The sequence below is a fragment of the Vibrio sp. L5-1 genome (assembly GCF_021728315.1).
Taxonomy (GTDB): Bacteria; Pseudomonadota; Gammaproteobacteria; order Enterobacterales; family Vibrionaceae; genus Vibrio; species Vibrio splendidus_K.
On the sequence record NZ_JAKKCQ010000002.1, the window covers coordinates 267,960 to 287,209 of the forward strand.

Genomic DNA, 19,250 nt, shown 5'->3' on the forward strand with positions numbered 1-19,250 from the left:
CTTTCTTTATATCCAATTCAAACACGGATTATAGAAAGTATTAAAAATGAGACAGACATAACGCTCCAGTAAAATTAACCCCGACAATCATAAATATCCAAAAATTAATTAAATCTAAGGGGATTGTATTGCGAAAAACACCTTAATTGGACAGAGCCTAGACAGGCAAGTGAAGCAGTTTAAACACCTGTGCTACGGTTTAGACATCTGCGCTGCGGTTTAGACACAAGCACAGCGGTTTAGCCACAGGTACAGGTACAGGTACAGGTACAGGTACAGGTACAGGTACAGGTACAGGTACAGGTACAGGTACAGCAGATTAGCCACCAGTCAAAAAACAACGAGGTGTTTCTAATCACACAGCTTTAGAGTAAAAGACAAACAAACTCATTCGCGGTAAACCTAAAACCCGACTCATCGCTTTACAACAGATAAGGTGAAAAGATAGTTAAAAAAGAGGTACACAGGCAGAATTGTGACCATAGAAAAGCCACAATTGGATTCAAAACCTTCCCCACCGACTCGATTGAATAGTAAAGCACCGTTTTCCGGCAATTTATTTGTGATCTGGGTTGCACGCGTACCGCATACTATCAGATACTGAACAAAACTAACCTTCAGCCACAGTAAACGTTCCGCGCTTGCTGTTCAGGAAATTCAATGAGTTCAGATAATCAGCCGACCTACTTCTTTTTCGATTACGAAACGTGGGGCGTTAGCCCAGCAAAAGACCGTCCGAGTCAGTTTGCGGGTGTTCGTACCGACCAAGATTTCAATGTTATTGGAGAGCCTCTGGTTATCTATTGCCAACCTCCTGCTGATTATCTCCCTGCGCCTGAAGCTGCACTGATCACCCGCATCACACCACAAAAAGCGGCTTCACAAGGTCTTCCTGAACCAGAGTTTATCGCAAAGATCCATGCTGAGTTGGCGAAACCAAATACCACAAGCCTTGGCTACAACAGTATTCGATTCGATGACGAGGTAACGCGTTACACCTGCTACCGAAACTTCATCGACCCATATGCGTGGAGCTGGCAGAACGGCAACTCACGTTGGGATCTATTAGATGTAATGCGCGCTGTTCACGCACTGCGCCCTGAAGGCATTGTTTGGCCAGAGAACGAAGAAGGTTATCCAAGCTTCAAACTGGAACACCTATCTGTGGCAAACGGCATTGAACATGAGAACGCGCACGATGCGATGGCCGATGTTATTGCGACCATCGAGTTAGCGAAGAAGCTGAAAGCTGCACAACCTAAGATGTTCGATTACCTTTACAACATGCGTCATAAGCGTAAGCTGAATGACCTGGTTGATATTGTAAACATGACACCATTGATGCACGTTTCGGGCATGTTTGGCCGTGACTGCAACTACACAAGTTGGATTGTGCCTATGGCTTGGCACCCAACCAATCAAAATGCCGTTATCGTGGTTGATTTAGCCAAAGATCCAAGCCCACTGTTAGAACTGGACGCTGATGAACTCAGAGACAGACTCTACACCAAACGCAGTGAACTGGGTGAAGACGAGCTACCCGTACCAATTAAATTGGTTCAACTGAACAAGTGCCCTATTCTTGCTCCAGCCAAAACGCTGACGGCTGAAAATGCCGAAACCATCGGTATCGATCGTCAACAATGCTTGAAGAACTTGGCACTGCTGCGCGAACACCCAGAGATCCGCGAAAAACTGATCGGCCTGTACTCACAAGAACGAGAGTACGAAAAGAGTGATGATGTTGATACACACCTTTACGACGGTTTCTTTTCACCTGCTGATAAAACAGCGATGAACATCATTCGCGAAACTGACCCAAATAACTTGGCAGCTTTAGACATCACCTTCGGTGATGAACGTATTAAACCGTTACTGTTCCGTTACCGTGCTCGTCATTTCCCATGGACGCTCGACGAAGCTGAGCAATTGAAATGGGCGAACCATTGTCGTGAGTTTTATGAGAGCCGTTTAGAAGAGTACATGCTCAACCTTGAAAACCTCGCGCATGAACATGAAAGCGACGAGAAGAAAATGGCTATCTTGAAGTCGGTTTATCAATACGTAGAAAAGTTAGCTAGCTAATTCCATTATCAAGAGACGTAACACTTTGAAAGAAAGATTGATCCAGCTGGTTTACTGCTTAATCTCCTTCACCTTAATCATAGGAGCACTTACAGCAGGTAACGCGTTACAGCACTTTTTGGATACCTCAATCCCAGGCAGTATTTTTGGCATGTTGATTCTGTTTGCCGCCATGGTGATTGGTATTGTTCCTTCGCACTGGGTACAACCCGGTGCAAGCTTGATTATCCGCCTAATGATCTTACTGTTTGTTCCGATCAGTGTTGGGTTGATGGATCACTTCGACATGCTCATCGCGAACGCATTGCCAATTATGGCGAGCGCCGTTGGTGGCACGTTGCTGGTGTTGGTGTCCTTATCATGGTTTTTAGACCGCTTGCTTTCGAGAGGTAACTGATCATGTGGATTCTACTCACCATCGTGGTATTCCTGTTTGCTCGCTGGGTAAGTCAAAAAGTAAACTCACCGCTGTGTAATCCCCTGCTGATCAGCATTGGTATCATCATTCCGATACTCACGTTCTTCAAAGTACCGTTTGAGACTTACTATGCAGACAACACCTGGATTACCTACATGCTGCAGCCTGCGGTTGTTGCCCTTGCTTATCCGCTTTACGAACAGCTACCTCAAATCAGAGCCAACTGGCGCATCATCACCTTTGCTTGCACGCTAGGTAGTGTGATGTCCATGACAACGACAGCATTAATCGCAGTGGCTTTTAAAGCGGACTTAACTTTGATTGCGAGTTTATTAGGTAAGTCAGTCACCACGCCAATTGCTATGGAAGTGTCGAGCCATTTAGGTGGTGAAGCAGCGATTGCGGCAATACTGGTATTGATTGTTGGTCTATTTGGGGCAATCTTTGCTTACCCAATCTACAATCTCATTGGTATTAAGAGCCCTATCGCGCGTGGTTTAACCATGGGTACCGTGTCTCACGCTTTAGGTACTGCGACCTGTGCTGAAAAGAATCAGGAAGATGCTGCATTCAGTTCGTTGGCATTGGTTCTTTGTGGGGTTATCACCTCAATCATTGCACCGAGTATATTTTCGCTCGTGGTTTGGTTCTATTCTTAACCACTTTGATTACAGTTTATACGCGCTCTAATAGATGAGTTGGTAAATAACTAAACTCACTGGTTCGCGACTTTTAAGCGTTACAGATATCAATAAGCCCAAGCATAACCTGATTATTTCAGTGATAGCTTGGGCTTTTTTCTCTCATTTATTCATCAATACGTGACAAACCAAACTCAATTTCAAGCAATAAGTGCGATATCAATGGTAGTTTTTACTCTTGCAATCGATTTCATCTGTGACCTCACTCTAATTATGCAAACCAATGTAACAACAACAACGCAGTAGTGATCAAAGTCACAGAAAATTCCTGAGCATTGCATAGAATTAAAGCCTAAGGTCAATTAAGGATTCAACATGAACAGTCGTATTACCCTGGCGCTGGAAAGTGCTCCAACAGCAATCAAAGCACTTTTGAGTGACATCGTATTAGCAGACAACTTTGACGCGACATTGTCTCCAGAACAATTTGCTAGCCTACTGCAAGCAAGTGGTTTAGCGGATGACGAGCTACGTATTGCGCTACTTCCTTTTGCCGCAGCCTATTCTTACGCTCCGCTATCTGACTTTTATGTTGGTGCAATCGTGCGTGGTTTGTCTGGCACTCTGTATTTTGGTGCAAACCTTGAAATCGCTGGTGCTCAACTTGGCCAAACAGTACACGCCGAGCAATCTGCAATCAGCCACGCTTGGATGAAAGGCGAGCAAGGTATCTCTGATATCACAATCAATTTCAGCCCTTGTGGTCACTGTCGTCAATTCATGAACGAACTGACCACAGCGAAAGAGCTTAAGGTTCAGCTTCCACAACGTGATGAAATGTCTCTGCAAGAATACCTGCCAGACTCATTCGGCCCTGCTGATTTAGGTGTGACGACTGGCCTAATGACTAAGCTTGATCATAAGCACACGACTGAAGAAACAACGCCTATTGTTGTAGAAGCGCTAGCAGCACTAAACCGCAGCCATGCTCCATACACCAAAAACCTAAGTGGTGTTTCACTGCAATTGACGTCGGGTGAGGTTTTCACCGGTGCTTACGCTGAAAACGCAGCGTTCAACCCGAGCTTACCACCTCTACAAGTGGCGTTGATTCAACTTAAACTGGCTGGCTTCGATTTTGAACAGATTGAAAGTGCAGCGTTGGTTGAAATTGCCGAAGGTAGCATCAGTCACCTAGCGGATACGCAATCTACATTAGAAGCGATTAATCCCGACATTCCAGTGACTTACTTAGCAATCTAAGTACATCTAATTAACAAAATTTTAAATAAGCAGCCCTATTTAACGGGGCTGCTTTTTTTATACCTGTAATTAACGCAACAACTTGCGCAAACGTTTGCTTTTATCATTGAAATAAGTATGATCACCCCGTTTTCAATCAATCGCTCAAAAGATCGGAAGGAATTTCTATGTTTGGTACTGCTACTCGTGAAAATGCTACTCGTGTACTTCTATTAGGTTCAGGTGAACTCGGCAAAGAAGTTGCTATCGAGTGCCAACGTTTAGGCTTGGAAGTTATTGCATGTGACCGTTACGCAGACGCACCCGCGATGCAAGTTGCACATCGTAGCCATGTATTAGACATGTTAGACGGCGATGCACTGCAAGCAGTCATTGAACTTGAAAAACCAGATTATGTGGTTCCTGAAATTGAAGCTATTGCCACCAGCAAGTTGGTAGAGCTAGAAGCTCAAGGCTTAAATGTCGTTCCCACTGCAAATGCGACGAAGCTAACGATGAACCGCGAAGGTATCCGTCGCCTAGCTGCAGAAGAACTAAAACTGAGCACTTCTCCTTACCGCTTTGCAGACACCTTTGAAGACTTCGCTGCCGCTGTTGAATTCGTGGGCATGCCTTGCGTTGTTAAGCCAGTAATGAGCTCTTCAGGTAAAGGCCAAAGCGTTATCAAAACAGAAGAAGACATTCAAAAGTCTTGGGACTACGCACAAGAAGACGGTCGTACTGGCGCGGGTCGCGTAATCGTTGAAGGCTTCATCGACTTTGATTACGAAATTACGCTTCTAACCGTTCGCGCTGTTGATGGCGTTCATTTCTGTGCGCCTATCGGTCACCGCCAAGAAGACGGTGATTACCGTGAATCATGGCAGCCACAAGTGATGTCAGACAACGCACTTAAAGCGGCGCAATACACGGCTGAGCAAGTCGTTAACGCACTCGGCGGTCACGGCATCTTTGGTGTTGAACTGTTCGTTAAAGGCGACCACGTGATCTTCAATGAAGTATCCCCTCGCCCACACGATACTGGCTTAGTGACTCTGATGTCTCAAGACTCATCGGAATTCGCACTGCACGTACGCGCCTTTACTGGTATGCCGATCAAATCAATCACGCAATACGGTCCATGTGCATCAGCGGTTATCCTTGGTCAAGGCACTTCAACCAACATTCGTTTTGAAGGTCTTACAGAAGCTCTAGACGCACCACAGACGCAAGTTCGCTTGTTTGGTAAGCCTGATATCGATGGTCGCCGTCGTCTAGGTGTGGCGCTTACTCGTCGTAACAGCACTGAGACAGCGATTGAAGATGCAATTGAGAGTGCTTCTAAAGTAAAAGTAATTTACTAGCTGTTAATTACCATTTTCTAGCTAATGACTACTAATTGGTAACGACTAACTCAGATCTGAACCATTACCTTCTCGCATCTGAGCAATCACGGCTTCAAATCTGAACAATAAAAAAGACGGGCTATCGAGCCCGTCTTTTTGTTGGTGTTATCTTTTTTATTGAAGCGGTCTTTTCGCTAGAGAGCTCACTGCGCTTAAGCGTCTGACTCAATCAAGTACACTTCTTCACTAAATCGAGACAAGCCTTTTTTGGCAATCTTCGGATGTTCATCGTCTGCAATATCTTGATTCAACAATGTGATTTTGTATCCCACGAACAACTGATCAATCTCTAGTTTAGGGACGCTAAACGGAGGCCCTGCCATCTCGCTTTGGTCGTAATCCAGAGTCACTAGAAGGATCTTACCACCCGGTTTCAGTCGTTGTTTCAAACGCTCTACATACTGCACTCGCATCTCTTCAGGCAATGCGACTAAAGACGCGCGATCATAAATGGTATCGACAGGCTGGATTGGCGCTGAGAAGTAATCGCCCGTGTAGATGTTCAGTTCATCGAATTGATACAGCTCGTGCTGACCACTGATTTGAGTCACAGTCGGGGTGTAAAGGTGCTCTGCAAAAAATGCGCGAACCGCTATCTGGCTTAACTCGACACCTTGGACATCTTCATGCTTTGAAGCTAGCCAAATCAGATCTTCACTCTTGCCACAAAGTGGAACAAACACACTCTTCTCGTAGCTAGGCTCAGTCTTTTCCCAAAATTTAATCAGAAGTGGGTTTACATCTTCGAGGTGGAAACCAATTTGGTTGGCTGCCCATTTATTGTGCCAAAATTCAGGATTATTCATCTTTCGTTCATGTTAAACAGTCATAATGCAAGGGTACAGTATAGAGAGGTAAGAGCAACCTTAGCTTGGTTTAAAGTACCACATTGGTTTCGATAAAATCAGAAACTGGCTAAGTTCAAAGTTCTGATAATTGCGGAACTAACGGTTGGATTATTTGTCTATATCTTCACATTTTAAAGCAATATTAAACGTTAGAGTTGGTTTCTGTCTTAGCTAGCCCCATTTAATATGTAGTGAGTTTAGTTAAGCTGTTTTTACTCTTATGCGTTACTGGTTACCCCTTTTGACTACCCGTTTTTGTAACCTTGTATTTTGGAGTTTGAATGAGTGTATTTCTCCGTACGACGGCCCTAATGCTATTGGTATTGAGCCGAGCGCCTGCATTCGCAGCAGCACCTGTTTCAACAAGTTCGACTGATCAAACGCGCACCCCTGCGCAAAACCAAGTTTCATCAAACGTATTCCGTCATAGTTTGAGCGGCCTTTACGGCATCAAAGCCTTCGACTCACGCCCGACTCAGCCTTACACCGACTTCGATATTCTGTACAGCAAAGCACATCAAGGCCAAGCTGAACTAGAAACTATCTGTAAAAGTACTGCCCTACTCACCAATTCTGAAGCGCTATTTGCTGGCGTTAAATCTCAAGCTCGTGCAGAAGAAAAAATCGCCCTTGAGCTTGATGGTGATGTGACAAAAATTACCGACTTAGCCCGTGCAACTATCATCGCGAACGATGTAGAGAGCTTGGTTGAAGTCTACGAAGCACTAAGCCGTGAAGCAGACGTTGTTAAGCTGAAAAACAAGTTTAAATCACCAGCCGACTCTGGTTACCGTGACCTTAACTTGTTGGTTCGTTTGCCAAAGACCAACATCATTGCAGAGGTTCAACTTCACTTAAAAGCGATTGCTGATGTGAAAAGTGGCCCTGAGCACGAGCTTTACGAAATCATCCAAGGCATTGAGCGTCACGCAATTGCAGAACAACGTCCTATCAATGACATTGAAGCGGCACAAATTAATAGCTTAAGACGCCAATCTTTAGAGCTTTATCAACAAGCATGGCAACCTTACATTACCACGCACATCAAAGCGGCTTAACCACTGGCATAAACGCTTATCACAAACAACAACGACAAAGGGCCGCATAATCGCAGCCCTTTGTTTTATTTACTTTTTCACCTATCGCTATCTACTGTTTTACCTATCGAATCTCGTAAAAACCTACTTAACCAACTTCCCAGAAAGCCTCACCTATTGGTGATAATACTCTTTAGTGCGATTGTATAAATCCAATGGCTTCAACGTGCTATAAAACGCCGCCGCATCTTGTAAGTCTTCATCCGAAAGGTGTTTCACCACCGACTGCATGTACAAATCTTGGCGCTCATCGCTTTTAAAATTGCGCAGCTGCTTAAGAATATACCCTGCTTTCTGACCTTTGATGTTTGGATAAGATTGTACGAAGGGAATGATCTTGTCACCATGACACTGACTACATAGATTCTGAACCAACTTTTCACCTGCAACTAAGCTCGGAATGTAATCGTCAGTGATTACCTTGCTATCGACAAGAGTTTCAACCTCAGTTTTAGCTTCCGCTTTAAGCTTCGGCGCTGGTTCCGACTCCATGCCCAATGATTCGACTCGCGAGGCAACTTTATCTTCAGTGCTCTGCTTTTCATCAGTACACGCAGACAGCGACAAAACTACTGTAGCAGCGGCTGTCGCAATAGCTCTATTAACAACAGCTCTATTAACTACAGCTCCAATAACAACAGCTCCATTCGCAACAATTCCATTCGTAAGAGAGGTCCGTTTTAATCGATTGATGATCATTGGCTGTCTCCCGGCATAGGTGGCATCAAGGCGCTATCAATAGGCTTACGACGATACTTGTTCATATCGATGCCTTTGTCTTGATAGTAAGTACTGAGGTAATCCAATACCGGATCCCAAGTATCAGATAGATCCCACAGCCCTTGAGTGTCGACCATCCACTGAATGGTTTCACGCCATTGCTCTCGGTTGCCGCTATTCTGAGCAACGATTAAGCTAGTATGGCAGGCGTTACATTGCCCTTTCACGGTCTCCCAACCGGGTGCCATAATTAGACCCGACGTTTTGTCTACGCCGTAATACTCTTTCGGATTCTCTGGAACTTCATCAGCATGAACAAGCATCGACGTTAACAAACTACACACTAATGCCGCTCTCATTATGCCTTTACGGTAACCGAGCTTGCTGACAGGAGTTGAGTCTGCATGAAATGAGTGGCCATCAACCAAATTAGTGAGTTTAGAACTGCCATCAATAGGCTTATTGGAAATAGACAGCATCACGACACTCTTACAGCAATACGGTGACAACCATTGAACAGATAACCTTTAGGGTTCCATTGCGGTTGTACGACTGGCTGGCTATCGCCTTCACTGTCGGTTGCCTTTGCCCAGATCTCGTAATAACCAATCGTAGGAAGGTCTAAATCAGCTTCCCACTGTTGCCACGCGCCCTTATTTACTGGCTTGTTCAGCTTCGCATCATGCCAAGTAGTACCGTAATCGTAACTCACTTGCAGCTTCTCAACGCTTCTTAACCCAGCCCAAGCATGACCACTGACTTTAACCTTCTTACCGAGGGCAAACTCTGTCCCGCTTTTTGGAGAAGTAATTAGCGACTTCACAATCATCTCTTCAATGATTCGGAAATCTTTGTTATCCACTTTCTCACCCGGGGCGATTGGGTTCTTAGGCACTTGATAAGCAGGAGCCGCCATCTTGTGTCCATCATGGATCTTATTTCGAATACTGATGCCGGTCGTGCATTTCTGAGAAACAGAAGCCGGCCGGCCGCCAAATACAGTTCGTAGCGGATAACCATGGAGATAAGGGATCGGCTCGCCATTCATTTCCCATGCAATTAAGGCGTTATCGTTCATCGCCGCTGCAATAGGAACGCCACGTGAAATCGCCTCACCTTTGCCACTCAAGTGCTTATCAAAGCCATGGTTACCGACGTAAACCGCATCATCTTTAATTCCACAGTCTTTAAGCACATCACTCAGCAACACACCTGTCCACTGCGAACAATAGACGCCAGCATTGCTCCATTGATTGCCTTTGGTGCTTGGATAAAAGTTATTACGGCTGTTACCACCACACTCTAAAACCAAGCTTTGAGTATGATGCTTAAACTTCGATTTCAACTCTGCGATCGTATAGGTTTTGCTTTGCTTTACCGATTCACCTTTCACCTCGAAGGTCCAAGTATCTGGGTCCATCTCCGTAAAATCTGGCATCAAACCATTCCAACGAACAAAAGGAACATCTGCAGGAGTCACAGCAGGCGCAAGCATACTTTCTGGCGGATACGCATTCAAAGGGTTGGTATTTAAAACGGTGTAGTAATCCGGTAGATCTTCTGCTTTTGCCCACGTTAATGCATTGATGTCCAGTGCAGCTAAACCTTCAGGTCGATTCGCGGCAAATACCCACGACACCGGCAATGCAGATACTGCGGTTGCTGAAAGCGCGGCTTTAAGGAACTGTCTTCTATCTAAACTCATTGCGGTGACCCTGTGTTATTCAGTTGGTAAAAGTAATTGGCTAACTTCTTGATGTCTTCTTCTGATAATAGTTGCGCGACTTTGGACATCGTTTTGTCCTCACGCTTACCACTTTTAAAGTCAGTCAGTTGCTCAGTAAGGTAGACTTGATTCTGCCACTTAAGGTTAGGGATAGAGGGAAACGAGTTGTCGTTGTTACTGCCATGACAAGCAATGCACATATTGGCAAGTTGCTGGTACTCCGCTGCCGAAGCGACAGTCGATAAAAAGAGTAACATCAAAGCTAAAGCGGACTTACGCAAAGCTTCTCCTTAGATTTAGATCAACAAAATAGATTAACTGGCTGTTTATTGAGCGCATTACAGCAAATCACTCGAGTGATTTAAATTCAATTAGATTTAACCTCTGTTCAATTTCACTGAACGGGTTTAAAAAAAATAAGGTGCGTTGAATACATACTGCCTAGCTGTCCATTTTAAATGTACGGGTAATAAATGAAGACGGGCGTCGATGTATGGAGACAAGATAAGGTGCTGGGAACAAAGTTGTATGACTGAGCTGAAATGGCAGGTATTGATCGACTGTGGAGAATAACTAGACATAAGAGCTCTGCTTGACGGGCGTAAACAGAGCTCATGCGATGGTAATTGGTAATTGGTAATTGGTAATTGGTAATTGGTAAACTATAGATATACAGACTTACTGAAACCGCTTAGCAAACAAATAGCGCTTCTAGTAAAAACACCCCCTACTTCGATACTGCTCCGCCAAGGGTTTTGCTTAATCGAAAGTTAATGATCTTGTGAGATATTGCGTTATCGCCGTAATGCAGTTCCGACATATCGACAATGTCGTTATAGAGCACAATAACCTTGCCTTCTTGCTCGATAACAAGAACCTTTTGACCAAAAGCATCTAGACCAATGCTAGGAAAATCAGTCATCGCGGTCGCGCCAGGAGCTGGCCCTCCAAACACCAACAAAGTTGCTTTAGGAATCGATTGTCCAATCGATTCGGCCCGAGCCTTGTAGTCCCAATTCATAAACCAAACCGTGTCATCTTGTTCAAGAACATCTCGCTTAATGTTCTTTAACGTCGTCTCAAAGTCATAATCAGATTCAAGCGCTTCAATGCCATACCCTTGCTCTAAGGTGGCACTATTAACTGCAGAAGCATTATCTAGCCCAAGAACAAGCTGTTCAACCTGTAGTTGGTATTGTGTAAGCGTGGCGTCATCTGTGATCCCATGTCTTTTTCGAATAAACTCCGCGTCTGTGTAGACCGTTTTTTGAATCCCGCCTTCCATGTAGTTTAAAACTCGAAAAGGCAGATCGAGTCCTACTTCCGGGTTGCGTTTTAATAATGCGGTATTAAGAGCGTCATTGGTGTAGAAATCCACACGACTTGGAGCCAAATACTCTCCTGCTTGTTCCGCTAAACGAGAATGGTCGATAGTCAGCACATGATCCAAATTTTGCCCTTGGGCATTAGCTTCGACGGTCAAAGCATTCTGATCGACGGCTTGTAGCTCAGAGACATAAGCAATGGGATCAACTGTTGACTCACATCCCATCAAAGGTAACGCCAGCAACATCATTAAAGAACGATTTTTCATTGATAACCTCTTAATTTTTAATCACATGCCCAACAAAGCTATGCCTATACCTATACAGTATCAGTATCAGTATCAGTATCAGTATCAGTATCAGTATCAGTAGAGTGAACGCAGATTCACGCTAAGAAATGAGCTGATTCATCGCAACCGAGTTCAATCTTTCAACCTGATTGGAATGGGGCATCATCGATATCGTCAAAATGCTTTGAGCAATAACAGACGACTCAATCGGGACATATTTACTTAGATTGCCGATCATTAGCGGCTTAACAATTTTCAATAAACCTTGCAGAAATTTTTCATCCGTTCTTTTCTCATCACGGTCGCCCGCTAAAGGCCCGGGATGTAAAAAAGTCGTTTGTTCAAAACCCAGAGATTCGACCTTTGCTTCCATTTCACCTTTGCAACGAAGGTAATGGGAACGAGCGTTAATATCCGCTCCAAGGCATGACACAACAATGATGTGACCTACGCCAAGCTGCTGCATTTTCTCAGCGGTAGCTGTGACTAAATTGACATCAATTTCGCGCAGTTTTTCTTTCGTGCCAGCTTTCTTAATCGTGCTACCCAAAGCAATGATGCCAATCTCTGGCGGTTGATCCATTGTGATGTCTGGAGAGACTGACAGCGCTTCGTCAATCACTTGAGTCAACTTAGAACCTTCAACAGCCAATCGATGTCGAGACAATGCATAAACGCGATTTACCTCATCACTTTTAAGCAGTGCAGCAAGCGTTTCTTTACCGACTAAGCCACTCGCACCAGCAATAATTATTGATTTGTTCATATTAGTTTCACCATTTAGTCGATTAACACTTACTGTGTACTATTCAATTTCTTCAAGCATTGCGTTAGGTATGATGCTTTCGATGGCAATGTACTGCTCAACATCGAGTAACAAGAAACAGCCATAAGCCAAACCACTCCAACCTAAGATCGACAACGTCAGCATGGCGAACGTCTTTCTCCAATCTTGATTAAGCCGCTTCGAAACAAAGGTGTAGCTTGGAATTCCCACCAGAACAGGGGCTAAAACAGCCATCGTAAGTTGACCATATTTATTCCATCGCTTCATAAAGCGTCTCAGCTTGGGCTTAAAAGCAACGGTTTTGTGGCGATTAAAAATGCTCGAATAAACTGGCGCGACCTTCCACCCAACATAAGCTGCCAGCAATGCGGGAAGTAGATTAAATAATAGCATTTCAGGGTATGAATATGACATGAGCGCTGCCAGAGCAGGCCCTGAATACGTTTTCCAAAGACTCAATAGCGCCATTGAAAACCCAATGAATAGATAACTTTCCAATGCTAGTGTCATAGATGCGATTCTCTCTTTGAACTGCCTGTTTGAAAGGCTCTGTGCAGAAATTTTCTGACTTTCAGCCACCCTTTCACTCTGTATTGATGACACAATAAACAAAACAAACCGATCGGTCTAGTGTTTTTTGTATCTGTTTACACTGAGTTCCTAGTACAAACATAAGAAGTAAACTAGACAATTGGGTGAACTTTAAAAGTATATGGTGCAGATAAAGTTATGACAGGCTCGGAAATACATCAGTCTTAAGCTGTGGGGTTGAGAACCAACCGTGAAATCAACGAATCTAAAGAGATGGGCATAATGATGGTGAATGGTGAATGGTGAATGGTGAATGGTGAATGGTGAATGGTGAATGGTGAATCTAGGATTGGGTTTGGAATTTGGAAGTTAAAGCCGTTAGAGATTGAATGGGTGTTTTTCCTTGGGATAGATACAAAAAGACCACGCTAGGCGTGGTCTATTGCTTGGCTACTTCTCGATTTTAATATTCTCAACTCGGGCCTTTAATTTTTGTCCCGGTCTAAAAGTAACAACACGTCGAGCAGAAATTGGAATGTCTTCACCAGTTTTCGGGTTACGACCAGGTCGCTCGTTTTTCTCACGAAGATCAAAGTTACCAAAACCAGACAGTTTTACCTGTTCGCCATTTTCAAGTGCCTTACGAACTTCTTCGAAAAACACTTCAACCGTTTCCTTGGCATCCCGCTTGCTGTATCCGAGTGTTTCAAACAGGTTCTCAGCCAAATCGGCTTTAGTGAGTGCCATAAAACTTTCCTCAAAGCTATGTTATACATTGCTACCATCGCCAGTAGCGCCAAAGCATTTACCCTATTCAATCAATGAGATAAGGTCGTTTACAAGGAAAGTGTATGCCAAGCTTCTGATTTTCGCCAACTTTTTTATCTCAACTATTTAATTATTCTTTCAAATCAGAAAGATAAGTCGCTTGTAAATTCACATATATGGCTAAAAAACATCTACTTAACCACCATCAAATAGAACAACACACCCATTAATTAACTAAAAACAGAATTTAATACTTTAGAGACCTAAATGATAATTTTTGAGACTTTTATCCTATACCCAATAAAATCAGCGACTTGATTTGATATCGAACTCAACAGAGGTTATTAAATAAGCGTTATTAAATATGAGATTTGTATCATTTCAGCATTTAATTCGAATTAGCCTGAATAAAACCTTACTGAGTTACGCTTCCCACGGAGTTACTTGTTTAGAAGTTAACATAATAAAGCTCACCTTTGCATAAACAACCTAGCCGATACAGCTAGTATTGAACATGGCTGGTCGATGCTCCATCTACGTACCAGTTTGCCCCAGAAACAAAACTCGCAGCAGGACTAGAAATAAAGGTCACCACGTTGGCTACTTCTTCAGGGGTAGCTAAGCGACCCATTGGATTTCTATCGATAACTTTCTGGAAAGTGTCCGGCTCTTCACGCTTACATCGCCCCCATAAACCATCAGCAATATATGTGTCTCCAGGCGAAACAGTATTGACTCTCACCTTACGAACGTAGGTCAAAGACAAGGATTTCATATAATGGGCAAGCGCGGCCTTCCCTGCTCCATAAGCATTGGCGTTACAAACTGTATATCCACTCGCTTTCGACCCAATATAGGTGATTGCTGCGCAACGCGACTCAAGCAATTTAGGTAAAACTAACGCAATGCCCTGTTGCGTGGCTGCAATGTCTTTTTGCAGAACATCTTCCCATTCATCAGAGAGTGCACTTACATTGGGTACAAAAATATCGATATTCGGAATTGACTCGATCCAAGCTTTCATTTGTGCCAAATCATGGACATCGACCACTTTTCCGACAACTTGCTTTGACGCTTTTCCAAGTTGTTTAAGCAGCTTATCTATCCGATGTTGAGAACGGCCACAGAACCAAACATTCGCTCCTTCGTTAGCAAAGCCTTCAACTATTTTCGCCCCAATTCCGCTAGAACCTCCAGTGACAACAACATTGATATTCCCTAACCTTAAATTCATCGTAACCTCTCAAATAGTATTGACTACCGAAAGGAAGTATCAAAAAAGATCGCTTATATTTCAAAGAGAATAATAAAAGTGACACTTTATGCTACCTTAGGTGTATGAAATAGCGATGGTATAGAGTAATGGACGCACTTGACGACGAAATTTGCACAACAATCAAACGCCATTTAAAAAAGGCGGGTATCTCTTATAAAGAAGTTTCAGAGTTCACAGAAGTTTCCGAAATAAGCATTAAACGATTGCTGAACGGCCATCAATCGCTCTCTATTTTGAAGTTACAAAAGATATGTCAACTAATTCAGCTTCCTCTATCAGCCATTATCACAGAAGCAGAAGAAGCATTAGCCTCGGTATCATTATTTACGGATGAGCAAGATGCAGCCTTCTGCAAAAAGCCGCCGTTATTTACTATTTTCCAAGATATTGTAAATGAAGGAGCAAACGCTCAACAGTTAATGGCCAGTTATGATTTAAACGAACCATCACTGCATATCTACCTCAGGAAACTTGAACAGTTAAAACTAATAACGATGTTATCTGGCTTAAAATTCCACGTCATTGTGCCCACAAATACAGCTTTCTCTGAACAAGCGCAATTTAGCGTCACGTTTAAAAATCAAGTCATAGATGCATTAAAACAGGCCGTGCAATATATCGATGCACGTAACAAACAGGCTTACTTTATTACTGCCAGGCTTAGGTTGACCGAAGACGAATTTAAAGAATATAACGCTAAGCTTGAGGAGTTAATGTTAAAAACACTAAAGATTAGTCAGTCGCACAACCGAATGACTGAAGGAGTCAACGACTATGCCATTGTCGACATGGGCGCCAAGGGTATTTTCCACCCAACACTCAAAGCGCCAGTAAATTTGGTTTAAAAATTTCAGCATGCTCATTATTCCGTAAACCCTCGCCATGATTGCTTGGCGAGTCTTTTCATTACCTACCTCAGCCAAAACTAATATTCATCACCCTGAGTATTTATCCTCGACACCACAAAGAAAAAGTACGTTTCACACCCCAACTTGATATGTTATAACATATCAATACTATCATTAATTATGTAGATTGAATGAGAGACATTGAAGCGATCATTGAGCACGTAAAACAAGGCTGCAAAGCCAATGGCCAACAATTTACGGCAAAAAGACGATTGATATTGCGGGCATTGGTTCACACCGACAAAGCGTTGTCTGCGTATGAACTCGTTGATTATTGTAAAGAGCATTTTGACCAAAATGTTCAAGCGATGTCGGTTTATCGAGTGTTGGATTTTCTTGAACAGCAACACTTAGCGCACAAGCTGCAAGTGTCCAACAAGTACATACTTTGCGACCATATTCTTTGCGAACATGAGCACGGGATCCCTCAATTTTTAATTTGCTCAAAGTGCGACAAAATCAGCGAGCAAACCATCGACCCTGCCATGATTCACGGGCTTCAATCCCATGCAAAACAGGAAGGTTTTACCGTGGTCACGCCTCAACTAGAGATCAGTTGCGTGTGCGATGAATGCGTCGATACATAAATGCCCAGCGCCATCAATGGTGGTATGCCCAGTGGCATTACGAAAAAATAAAAGAGCTCAATATGTTAAGAAGAAACCCAAACGGCCATATGCCAGAAGTATCGGAGACCGCTTTCATTGACCCAACGGCCATCATCTGTGGCAAGGTCATCATTGAAGACAACGTGTTTATTGGCCCTTATGCCGTGATTCGAGCTGACGAAGTCAATGAACAAGGCTATATGAAAGCCATCGTAATCAAGCGTGATACCAATATTCAAGACGGTGTGGTTATTCACTCAAAAGCTGGCGCTGCCGTCACCATTGGTGAACGTTCATCCATCGCCCATCGCTCGATTATTCATGGCCCTTGCGAGGTCTGTGACGACGTTTTTATTGGCTTCAACTCTGTGGTCTTTAATGCGGTGATTGGCAAAGGTTGTGTGATTCGCCATAACTGTGTGGTGGACGGACACGACTTACCTGAAAACTTCCATGTACCACCGATGACCAACATCGGCTCAGGGTTTGATTTGAACAATATCTCCAAGGTCCCACCTGAGTATTCTGCGTTTTCAGAATCGGTCGTTTCAGCAAACCATACCCTTGTGCAAGGTTATCGGAGAATTGCCAATGAGCTCTGATAAAAAGCCTATCTTGGGTATTCCAACCAATATCATTACCGGCTTTCTCGGCGTGGGTAAAACCACTGCGATTCTCAACCTAATGAAGAATAAGCCCGCTGATGAAAACTGGGCTATTTTGGTGAACGAATTTGGAGAAATTGGCGTTGATGGCAGTTTGATCCAAGGGAACGACAGCAAACAACAAGTGTTTATTCGTGAAGTGCCTGGCGGCTGTATGTGTTGCGCGGCTGGTTTACCGATGCAGATCGCACTGAATCAACTGCTGTCTGAGGCAAAACCTGATCGCTTATTGATTGAGCCAACCGGGCTTGGTCACCCTAAAGAAGTGCTAGAAGTCTTGTCTTCAGAGCATTACCGCAAAGTCTTGTCACTGCAGAAGAACGTTACTTTGGTTGATGCCCGTAAGCTTTCTGACACACGCTATTCTGAACACGATACCTTCAATCAGCAAATCACTATTGCCGATACCATCGTGGGTAATAAAGTCGATCTATACAAAAGTGGCGATGCAGAAAAACTGGCTGAGTACGTCGCGCAGGTTTGTCACCCAGACACCAAGCTAATATTTGCCCATCACGGTAAGATCCCTTCAGACGAGTTTGATGGAAACACCAGCTTTTACCATCATCAAGCTCATGGGCACCATCACCACCATGATCATAAACAAGATAAACCACTCGCTTCTGAATTACCGATGCCAGAAAGCGGCATGATAAAGGCGAGCAACCAAGGTGAAGGGTTTGAAAGTATTGGTTGGCGATTCGCGGCTGACAAACTGTTCGACCGTCAGCAATTGCTTAATGTATTAGTTGGACTCAAAGCCGAACGAATGAAAGCGGTGTTCATCACTCAAAGCGGCATCTTTGGTTACAACCTAACGGAAGATGGTCTAACAGAGTGTGAACTTGATGAATGCAATGAAACCAGAATTGAGGTTATAGGCCAAAGCATAGATAGTGACCTAGAGAACCAATTGTTGGCGTGTCAGATTTAGCCAGAACTGGTTAACCCTTATCCCACCCTAAAATCAAAGCCCTATGGATTGATACATTCATAGGGCTTTTTAACCAATCAGCTATGTGTAAATCACTAACTCACCGAAACCAAACGCTTTTCTGCCAGTGCCATTGCAATGTTGGCTTTAGCGTAAGCACTTTCATTAATGAAATGGGGATAGATATCTTGTTCGCGCTCCCAATAGATATCATAACCAAAGAAAGTCGCGAGCAAAGGCTCCCCTTGCTTCACTACCTCGAAATCTCGACCACAGATCGCTGGGTGTACTGTGGCTACTCGCATACCATCGGGACCAAGTGGAACATTGACCTCTTCAACATAGAAGAAGGCGCTGTAGTCTTCTAACGCTTGTACTTGGTTAAGGTTATGCTTCTCAACGTAATCAAGAACCATGGTCAGCATCTGCTTCATCAGTTTGAGAGTATCGAACTTAAGTGAGCCATGTGCCTGAGCGCCAACTTCAATCATCACTCCACAATTGCCTGTTGTGCAAAGGTAAGGCTGCTCATCCCAAGGCTTTCTATCTTCAAACAGAATATTGGCTTCTGGCATTCGCTGTTTCACGTAAGCGCCCATTTTTTGGTAGAAAGCATCATTGGAAAGCAAGATTAATGTCGCTCCCATATTGCTGGTCGTGTTGTGCAAATCCACGATCAATTGCTGCTCTTTGCTTGCGTGTCTATCTATAAACTGTCGTGCGACTGTGTACTCAGCTAAACCTGAAGTATCGTCGTTGTTAGCATTAGAAAACTGACGATTTAGGTCGGTATCAACATATCGAACGTTCTGCTCTACCGCTTTAGGATTTGCGGTAACAGAAGTAGTCGAAAACGTTGAACGATCGGCGGCATACAAACGCTCTTTGATGAGTTTGTTTAAATAGATTCCTGAGAGCTCGTTACCGTGTGTTCCAGCAACCAGTAAGACTTGATTAATGTTGTCCATGTCATTG

At 43.7% G+C, this 19,250-nt stretch carries 21 protein-coding genes; 10 read left to right on the forward strand and 11 right to left on the reverse strand.

What is annotated here, in order from left to right; genetic code table 11:
- Nucleotides 1-660: 660 nt before the first annotated feature.
- The 5 genes from sbcB (at nt 661) to purT (ending at nt 5,750) form a co-directional block, all read left to right on the forward strand.
- On the forward strand, nt 661-2,085 hold the full coding sequence (gene sbcB / locus L3V35_RS07930; protein ID WP_054546465.1) for an exodeoxyribonuclease I: 1,425 nt from the start codon (nt 661-663) through the stop codon (nt 2,083-2,085).
- Between the two features lie 25 nt (nt 2,086-2,110).
- Nucleotides 2,111-2,482, forward strand: coding sequence for a CidA/LrgA family protein (locus tag L3V35_RS07935; RefSeq protein ID WP_004734867.1), 372 nt, complete (start codon nt 2,111-2,113; stop codon nt 2,480-2,482).
- Between the two features lie 2 nt (nt 2,483-2,484).
- On the forward strand, nt 2,485-3,162 hold the full coding sequence (locus tag L3V35_RS07940; RefSeq protein WP_004734865.1) for an LrgB family protein: 678 nt from the start codon (nt 2,485-2,487) through the stop codon (nt 3,160-3,162).
- A 357-nt stretch (nt 3,163-3,519) separates the two neighbouring features.
- Nucleotides 3,520-4,407, forward strand: coding sequence for a cytidine deaminase (gene cdd, locus L3V35_RS07945; protein ID WP_017086319.1), 888 nt, complete (start codon nt 3,520-3,522; stop codon nt 4,405-4,407).
- A 167-nt stretch (nt 4,408-4,574) separates the two neighbouring features.
- Nucleotides 4,575-5,750 carry a formate-dependent phosphoribosylglycinamide formyltransferase gene (purT, locus tag L3V35_RS07950; RefSeq protein ID WP_237299219.1) on the forward strand — a complete coding sequence of 392 codons (1,176 nt, stop codon included), beginning with the start codon at nt 4,575-4,577 and terminating at the stop codon, nt 5,748-5,750.
- 194 nt (nt 5,751-5,944) lie between these two features.
- On the opposite strand, the gene L3V35_RS07955 is transcribed toward purT, so the two are convergent.
- On the reverse strand, nt 5,945-6,598 hold the full coding sequence (locus L3V35_RS07955) for a thiopurine S-methyltransferase (RefSeq protein ID WP_237299221.1): 654 nt from the start codon (nt 6,596-6,598) through the stop codon (nt 5,945-5,947).
- Between the two features lie 323 nt (nt 6,599-6,921).
- Between L3V35_RS07955 and L3V35_RS07960 the strand changes: the two genes are divergently transcribed.
- Entirely contained in the window at nt 6,922-7,698 is a 777-nt protein-coding gene (locus L3V35_RS07960; protein WP_017077978.1) for a RelA/SpoT domain-containing protein, read from the forward strand.
- Between the two features lie 153 nt (nt 7,699-7,851).
- Here the strand turns inward: L3V35_RS07960 and L3V35_RS07965 are convergent, their stop codons facing one another.
- From L3V35_RS07965 to L3V35_RS08005, 9 genes are all read right to left on the reverse strand, one after another.
- Nucleotides 7,852-8,436, reverse strand: a complete 585-nt coding sequence (locus tag L3V35_RS07965) for a c-type cytochrome (protein ID WP_237299223.1) — start codon at nt 8,434-8,436, stop codon at nt 7,852-7,854.
- Complete coding sequence (locus L3V35_RS07970) at nt 8,433-8,936, reverse strand: cytochrome C (protein ID WP_237299225.1); 504 nt, start codon at nt 8,934-8,936, stop codon at nt 8,433-8,435. The genes L3V35_RS07965 and L3V35_RS07970 overlap by 4 nt, the downstream gene beginning before the upstream one ends.
- The gene (locus L3V35_RS07975; protein WP_237299227.1) at nt 8,936-10,162 is read right to left on the reverse strand and encodes a molybdopterin-dependent oxidoreductase; all 1,227 of its coding nucleotides are present in this window, start codon (nt 10,160-10,162) and stop codon (nt 8,936-8,938) included. The genes L3V35_RS07970 and L3V35_RS07975 overlap by 1 nt, the downstream gene beginning before the upstream one ends.
- The gene (locus L3V35_RS07980; protein ID WP_054546471.1) at nt 10,159-10,464 is read right to left on the reverse strand and encodes a c-type cytochrome; all 306 of its coding nucleotides are present in this window, start codon (nt 10,462-10,464) and stop codon (nt 10,159-10,161) included. The genes L3V35_RS07975 and L3V35_RS07980 overlap by 4 nt, the downstream gene beginning before the upstream one ends.
- A 446-nt stretch (nt 10,465-10,910) precedes the next feature.
- Nucleotides 10,911-11,777 carry a DUF302 domain-containing protein gene (locus tag L3V35_RS07985; protein WP_054546472.1) on the reverse strand — a complete coding sequence of 289 codons (867 nt, stop codon included), beginning with the start codon at nt 11,775-11,777 and terminating at the stop codon, nt 10,911-10,913.
- Between the two features lie 121 nt (nt 11,778-11,898).
- Complete coding sequence (locus L3V35_RS07990) at nt 11,899-12,564, reverse strand: NAD(P)H-binding protein (RefSeq protein ID WP_076646570.1); 666 nt, start codon at nt 12,562-12,564, stop codon at nt 11,899-11,901.
- 39 nt (nt 12,565-12,603) lie between these two features.
- Nucleotides 12,604-13,095, reverse strand: a complete 492-nt coding sequence (locus tag L3V35_RS07995; RefSeq protein ID WP_065205653.1) for a hypothetical protein — start codon at nt 13,093-13,095, stop codon at nt 12,604-12,606.
- A 471-nt stretch (nt 13,096-13,566) separates the two neighbouring features.
- Complete coding sequence (gene ihfA, locus L3V35_RS08000; RefSeq protein WP_004734853.1) at nt 13,567-13,863, reverse strand: integration host factor subunit alpha; 297 nt, start codon at nt 13,861-13,863, stop codon at nt 13,567-13,569.
- Between the two features lie 523 nt (nt 13,864-14,386).
- Nucleotides 14,387-15,118, reverse strand: a complete 732-nt coding sequence (locus tag L3V35_RS08005) for an SDR family oxidoreductase (RefSeq protein WP_054546474.1) — start codon at nt 15,116-15,118, stop codon at nt 14,387-14,389.
- A 128-nt stretch (nt 15,119-15,246) separates the two neighbouring features.
- Between L3V35_RS08005 and L3V35_RS08010 the strand changes: the two genes are divergently transcribed.
- The 4 genes from L3V35_RS08010 (at nt 15,247) to L3V35_RS08025 (ending at nt 18,275) form a co-directional block, all read left to right on the forward strand.
- Nucleotides 15,247-16,005, forward strand: a complete 759-nt coding sequence (locus tag L3V35_RS08010) for a helix-turn-helix transcriptional regulator (protein WP_237299228.1) — start codon at nt 15,247-15,249, stop codon at nt 16,003-16,005.
- 194 nt (nt 16,006-16,199) lie between these two features.
- Nucleotides 16,200-16,655: a transcriptional repressor gene (locus tag L3V35_RS08015; RefSeq protein ID WP_146454703.1), complete on the forward strand. Its 456-nt coding sequence runs from the start codon at nt 16,200-16,202 to the stop codon at nt 16,653-16,655.
- A 62-nt stretch (nt 16,656-16,717) separates the two neighbouring features.
- Nucleotides 16,718-17,278 carry a carbonate dehydratase gene (locus L3V35_RS08020; protein WP_237299229.1) on the forward strand — a complete coding sequence of 187 codons (561 nt, stop codon included), beginning with the start codon at nt 16,718-16,720 and terminating at the stop codon, nt 17,276-17,278.
- A complete protein-coding gene (locus L3V35_RS08025; RefSeq protein ID WP_237299231.1) occupies nt 17,268-18,275 on the forward strand; it encodes a CobW family GTP-binding protein in 1,008 nt (335 codons plus the stop codon). Before L3V35_RS08020 ends, L3V35_RS08025 begins: the two co-directional genes overlap by 11 nt.
- A gap of 95 nt (nt 18,276-18,370) precedes the next feature.
- Here L3V35_RS08025 and L3V35_RS08030 read toward each other — a convergent pair whose 3' ends face one another.
- Nucleotides 18,371-19,243 (reverse strand): aspartoacylase, encoded by an 873-nt coding sequence (locus L3V35_RS08030; RefSeq protein WP_114633372.1) that lies wholly within the window; start codon nt 19,241-19,243, stop codon nt 18,371-18,373.
- Nucleotides 19,244-19,250 lie beyond the last annotated feature (7 nt).